At 28.6% G+C, this 4,643-nt stretch carries 6 protein-coding genes; all 6 read right to left on the bottom strand.

Annotation, left to right across the window (positions count from 1 at the left end; genetic code table 11):
* Positions 1 to 127: 127 nt before the first annotated feature.
* Positions 128 to 484: an AbiH family protein gene (locus Q0F58_RS17350; RefSeq protein WP_294379124.1), complete on the bottom strand. Its 357-nt coding sequence runs from the start codon at positions 482 to 484 to the stop codon at positions 128 to 130.
* 7 nt (positions 485 to 491) lie between these two features.
* Positions 492 to 1,061 carry a hypothetical protein gene (locus Q0F58_RS17345; protein WP_294379123.1) on the bottom strand — a complete coding sequence of 190 codons (570 nt, stop codon included), beginning with the start codon at positions 1,059 to 1,061 and terminating at the stop codon, positions 492 to 494.
* 380 nt (positions 1,062 to 1,441) lie between these two features.
* Positions 1,442 to 2,683 carry a sensor histidine kinase gene (locus Q0F58_RS17340; RefSeq protein WP_294379122.1) on the bottom strand — a complete coding sequence of 414 codons (1,242 nt, stop codon included), beginning with the start codon at positions 2,681 to 2,683 and terminating at the stop codon, positions 1,442 to 1,444.
* Positions 2,680 to 3,411, bottom strand: a complete 732-nt coding sequence (locus Q0F58_RS17335) for a LytTR family DNA-binding domain-containing protein (protein WP_294379121.1) — start codon at positions 3,409 to 3,411, stop codon at positions 2,680 to 2,682. The genes Q0F58_RS17340 and Q0F58_RS17335 overlap by 4 nt, the downstream gene beginning before the upstream one ends.
* Positions 3,383 to 3,973, bottom strand: a complete 591-nt coding sequence (locus tag Q0F58_RS17330) for an accessory gene regulator B family protein (protein ID WP_294379120.1) — start codon at positions 3,971 to 3,973, stop codon at positions 3,383 to 3,385. The genes Q0F58_RS17335 and Q0F58_RS17330 overlap by 29 nt, the downstream gene beginning before the upstream one ends.
* 8 nt (positions 3,974 to 3,981) lie before the next feature.
* Entirely contained in the window at positions 3,982 to 4,533 is a 552-nt protein-coding gene (locus Q0F58_RS17325) for an ABC transporter ATP-binding protein (RefSeq protein ID WP_294379119.1), read from the bottom strand.
* Positions 4,534 to 4,643: the final 110 nt, after the last annotated feature.

Raw genomic sequence — 4,643 nt, 5'->3', positions numbered from 1 at the left:
CCCCGCTCAGGAAATATTGCTAAAATGGAACATCTAATGCATTTGATATACTCTCAATTGTAGATGTGTAATTGAAAGAAAGTATCATATCTCCATCTTCAAATAACCATTCATCATCATTTGATAGCTATGCTATATCTTGTTCAGCCGTATGTATCATATCTGATAGCGATTCAAATATTGCTCTTTTTAAACTATCAACATATTCTTCGACATTTGTAATTACACCGTCTCTATCATATTCATGTTCCGACATATAATCAGGACTTTGAACTTGATTCTCCTCTATTTGCTCTAATTCTATATAAGCCATATCTTGTTCAAAGTTACTCCATAAAACATTATAATTCTCAAAAATCTCTGCTGCATTATTTGTTTCATTATATATATCTTTATCTTTAAGAATGTTTACAAAATCTGATAGTTTTGTTTTCAATTTATAATGCAAATCAAGCCCATTTCCAAATATGTATAATTTCCCCATTTTTAATCTATCTTTCCATTTTCAATAATATATAGCTTAGATCATTCTCATAATCCCTAGCAAAATATTTTCGTTTATTAATAATTTTATAAATCATAGGCGCAATACAATAATACATAACTATAAAAATTGATAAAATAGCTAATACAATTATAATAATATATGTAGCTGTAACAATATCAGATTTATTCGTTATAATAGATATATATCCGATAATTATTGGAAATATTAAGGATGAACTAACCTTTCCCACCTTAAACTTCTCATTTTCGTTCTGATAATATTTTTTACTTTGATCAATTAGCCACAAAACATCTTTTTCAGTATACATATTTAATTCATCTAATCTCTTGATATATTCATTTATATGATTGCTCTCGTATTCTTTTAAATATTCTATATTATTGTTTTTCCACTTTTTATTATTTGAAATAACGATAACTCCCATCACAATATACAAAGACACAATAGCAAATAACTCAAAAAATATATAACCTATTGTCTTATTTATTTGATACAATATTGTTGCTACAAGCACTAAAAAGCTAAAAGAAATCAGTATTACTAATTGCACCATCTCACCTTTAGATAAATCTTTTAATTTTCTGGTGTCTTTACATAAAATATTATTAATATAATCTGATAAAAAATATGAGTACATATTACTTCTTTGATTAATAAACTAATCAAATTCTCCTTTCTACAAAATCAAGTCTAAAATCCTTTTTCAGATTTTCATTTTACTACGCTCCAATTTTTCTCACTAATATACTATCTTTAATTTTCTTAACAACACCACATATCACACTATTAAAAAAATTCAACCTCAGTATGATTAATCAAGAAACTCCAAGCATAAATCCTTGTTCAGCTCCATAATGATATTTTTTTGAAGCATCATATAATTCAATGATTTACACATATTCTTCTTTCAGAGTCAAACGAATTTGAATTCTCTCACCCAACAAACATAATTACATCAACATCAAACCTTCCACCATCGCACTCCATAACCATAGTTCCATCATATTTCTCAACTATTCTCTTTATATTATCCAAGCCAAGCCCGTGGTTTTCGCCTTTTCTGCTCACAATATTTCCATCTACTCTCTTTACATTGCCTTCAAATAGATTAGATATGGAAATGTGTAGCATTCCAGCATTATACTTTAGACTGAAGTCTACTTGTGTTTTACTGATAGCATTTTCTAAGGCATTATCAAGTAAATTACCCAGCACAATATTTACATCAAATATATTTATTTCAAGATTCTCTGGTATAGCAACTGAAACCTCCAGTTTCAGGGATTTGTTTGCATATTTTTCTGCATAATAATTAAGGATTCCATCAAATGCTTCGTGTCCGGTATTGTACATATTCTGAGCATTTAATATCTCGTTATTCATCTGATAAAGATAATCCTTTGCCTGCTCTACCTTATTCTTTGTAAGCAAGTCGTTGATTTCTCTTATATGGTGCTTCATATCATGCCTTACCCCGCGAAGCTTTCTGCTATTGTCAATATCATTTCTTATCTGCTGCTCATATATGTTCATTTGCTGCTTTAATTCCAGATTTTCGCTTTCATATATAAAGCGAACTAGCATCGACATATAAAAAATGTACAGCATTATATTAAAAAGTAAAACGATAACACTAATAGTTATAACTGCTTCCCTTGAAACAGTCATATCCTTATATACAATATAAAGGGCAGCAATACTTAAAAGTGCTGAAAATAGTAGTAAATACCATTGTCCTGATAAATCAATCTTACCATTTTCCTTAAAAATCTTTTTAATGCAAATTACCACAATATAAAAGAAAATTACTGATATAAAGGAACTTATAATTTCATAGTTGTTGGAATCAGGTGCTTCATATAATAAAAATGAAGCCAGTAAATCTATCACAAACATGATTCCATAAACCATAATGCTCAACAGTAATTTCTTTTTTAACTGTCCAACAAAACCCGTAGATAAAAAAACAATTCCAACAATAGTTACAAACAAATTAATCAAGACATTATGAAATACAAGATAACTAAATAGTGTAACAGCATAGGTAATAATGCTATTAAATACATTACATTTTACCGACCTAATCTCTAGAAAGGTTTTCAAATATTCTAAAATAATAAAAACTCTTATTAACTCTGTAATACTAGAAACTATCACATCTTCAATTTGATTCATCCGTTACCACCCTTACTTTTATTGTATTCTATTATTTTTATACTAAAAGTATTCTTATATTTTCTTCCTATACTTATACAGTCACCATTATCCATTATGCATGAGTCCTTTTTACATAAACTTATATGTCTAAGATTTATCACAAATGATTGTGCAACCAAGGCAAAACTAAATGGTAGATTCTCAATAATTTCGCTAATTTTGCCCACAAATTCTTTATTAGTTCCATCACTACATATTATCTTTATATGCTTTCTGTCACTTTCAAAATATACAATATCTCCAAAGTGAATTTTATTTTTAATCTTATTATACTCATATGTAAAATATCTATTATCATGTTCATCTAATTCTAATAATTTTGAAACATTATTAATAACCTTATCTCTTTCTATAGGTTTGACTATAAAATCGTATGGATGAACCTTAAATAACTCCATGGCATAATTAGTTTTTGAAGAAACATATATAATATGCATAGTCTCATTCTTCATATCATTACGAATATATTCTCCCACATGAACACCATTTTTTCCAGGCATTTCTATATCTAAAAATAACAGGTCAATTTTCACTTTAGTTGGAACATCTCTAATAAAACTTTCTGCACTATTCCAAATATTTATATGAATATCTAAACCCGATATTTTAGAATAATCTTTCAAAATATTTTCTAACTCAGAACATGTTGAATTCTCGTCATCGTATATACCTATCTGATAAACCATTATCTAATCCTCTCACTTTGTTTTCAATAAATCCAATCAATACTAGAGTAGCGACTATTATCATTGAAACAACAATTATTTCGCTCCAATATGTATTCTCACTAACTAATAATATCACAAATACTAAAACTTCCAAACTTAAAGATATTCTAACTTTTTTACCCAGATGCTTCTTTTCTGAAATTGATAATTCGTTATTAGCATTGTCTACTGGAGCCAGAAAAAATATAACTAAAATTGCCGCCACACATAAAACTAACTGAATTACACCATTCATTAAGCTATGCTTTATAAATAATAAACAGGTTCCATATATTAGGCATGATATGATAACACAAACTCTTTGACTTTTTGCATGATATCCACCTGCATATTGTCTTAGCACAATAATTGAAGCTAATAATAAAATTCCTGTTGGCAACATGCCAAACAACGCAGCGATAACTACTGCAACAATTAATGAAATACTGGTCGTTATCATCATACTTATTCCAAAATTTGTTATCTCTTTTTCGCTTTCATCAACATCTGCGATACTTTCAAAACTTTCATTTGTATTCATTTTTTACTTTATTCCTCTTTACTATCCGATATGATTTTTCCATCAACAATTGAAATAATTCTTTTTGTCTTTTTTGCTATTTCTAAATCATGCGTTACAATTATTACTGTCTTTCCTTGCTCATTAATAGTTTTTAAAATATCAAGAACCTCCTGACCGGTCTTTTGATCTAAAGCTCCTGTAGGCTCGTCCGCTAATAGTATTTTTGCATCAGTAACAAGTGCTCTTGCTATAGCAACTCTCTGTTGCTGACCACCTGACATTTTCCCTGGAAGCTTATTTTTCTCTTCAATAATTCCCAAGTTCTCAAGCTGCTCGTTAATTATTTTCTTTCTTTGCTTCTTCTTTATGTTATTAGCAAGCAATGGAAGTTCAATATTTTCATAGGCTGTATAATAATCCATCAATGCAAAATGTTGAAATACAAATCCAATATTTTCTTTTCTAAATTTGTGAGTGTCTGATTTATTCAATGCCGACACTTCTATATCATTCACATAGTATTTTCCTTCAGTCACACTATCCATACATCCTAAAATATTAAGAAGCCTGCAATCCACATAACTATATCATCTTTTATATTTATCTTTTTTATTCAAAGTAATACAGATAAACATCCTCTAAATCGATATCATCATCCGTTAAAATAGCCTCCTCAGGAAGCTCATCT

Origin of the sequence: uncultured Clostridium sp. (assembly GCF_934754915.1) — a bacterium.
Lineage (GTDB): Bacteria > Bacillota > Clostridia > Clostridiales > Clostridiaceae > Clostridium.
Note: the sequence above shows the minus strand (reverse complement) of the source record. Positions and strands in the feature narration are given on the sequence as shown.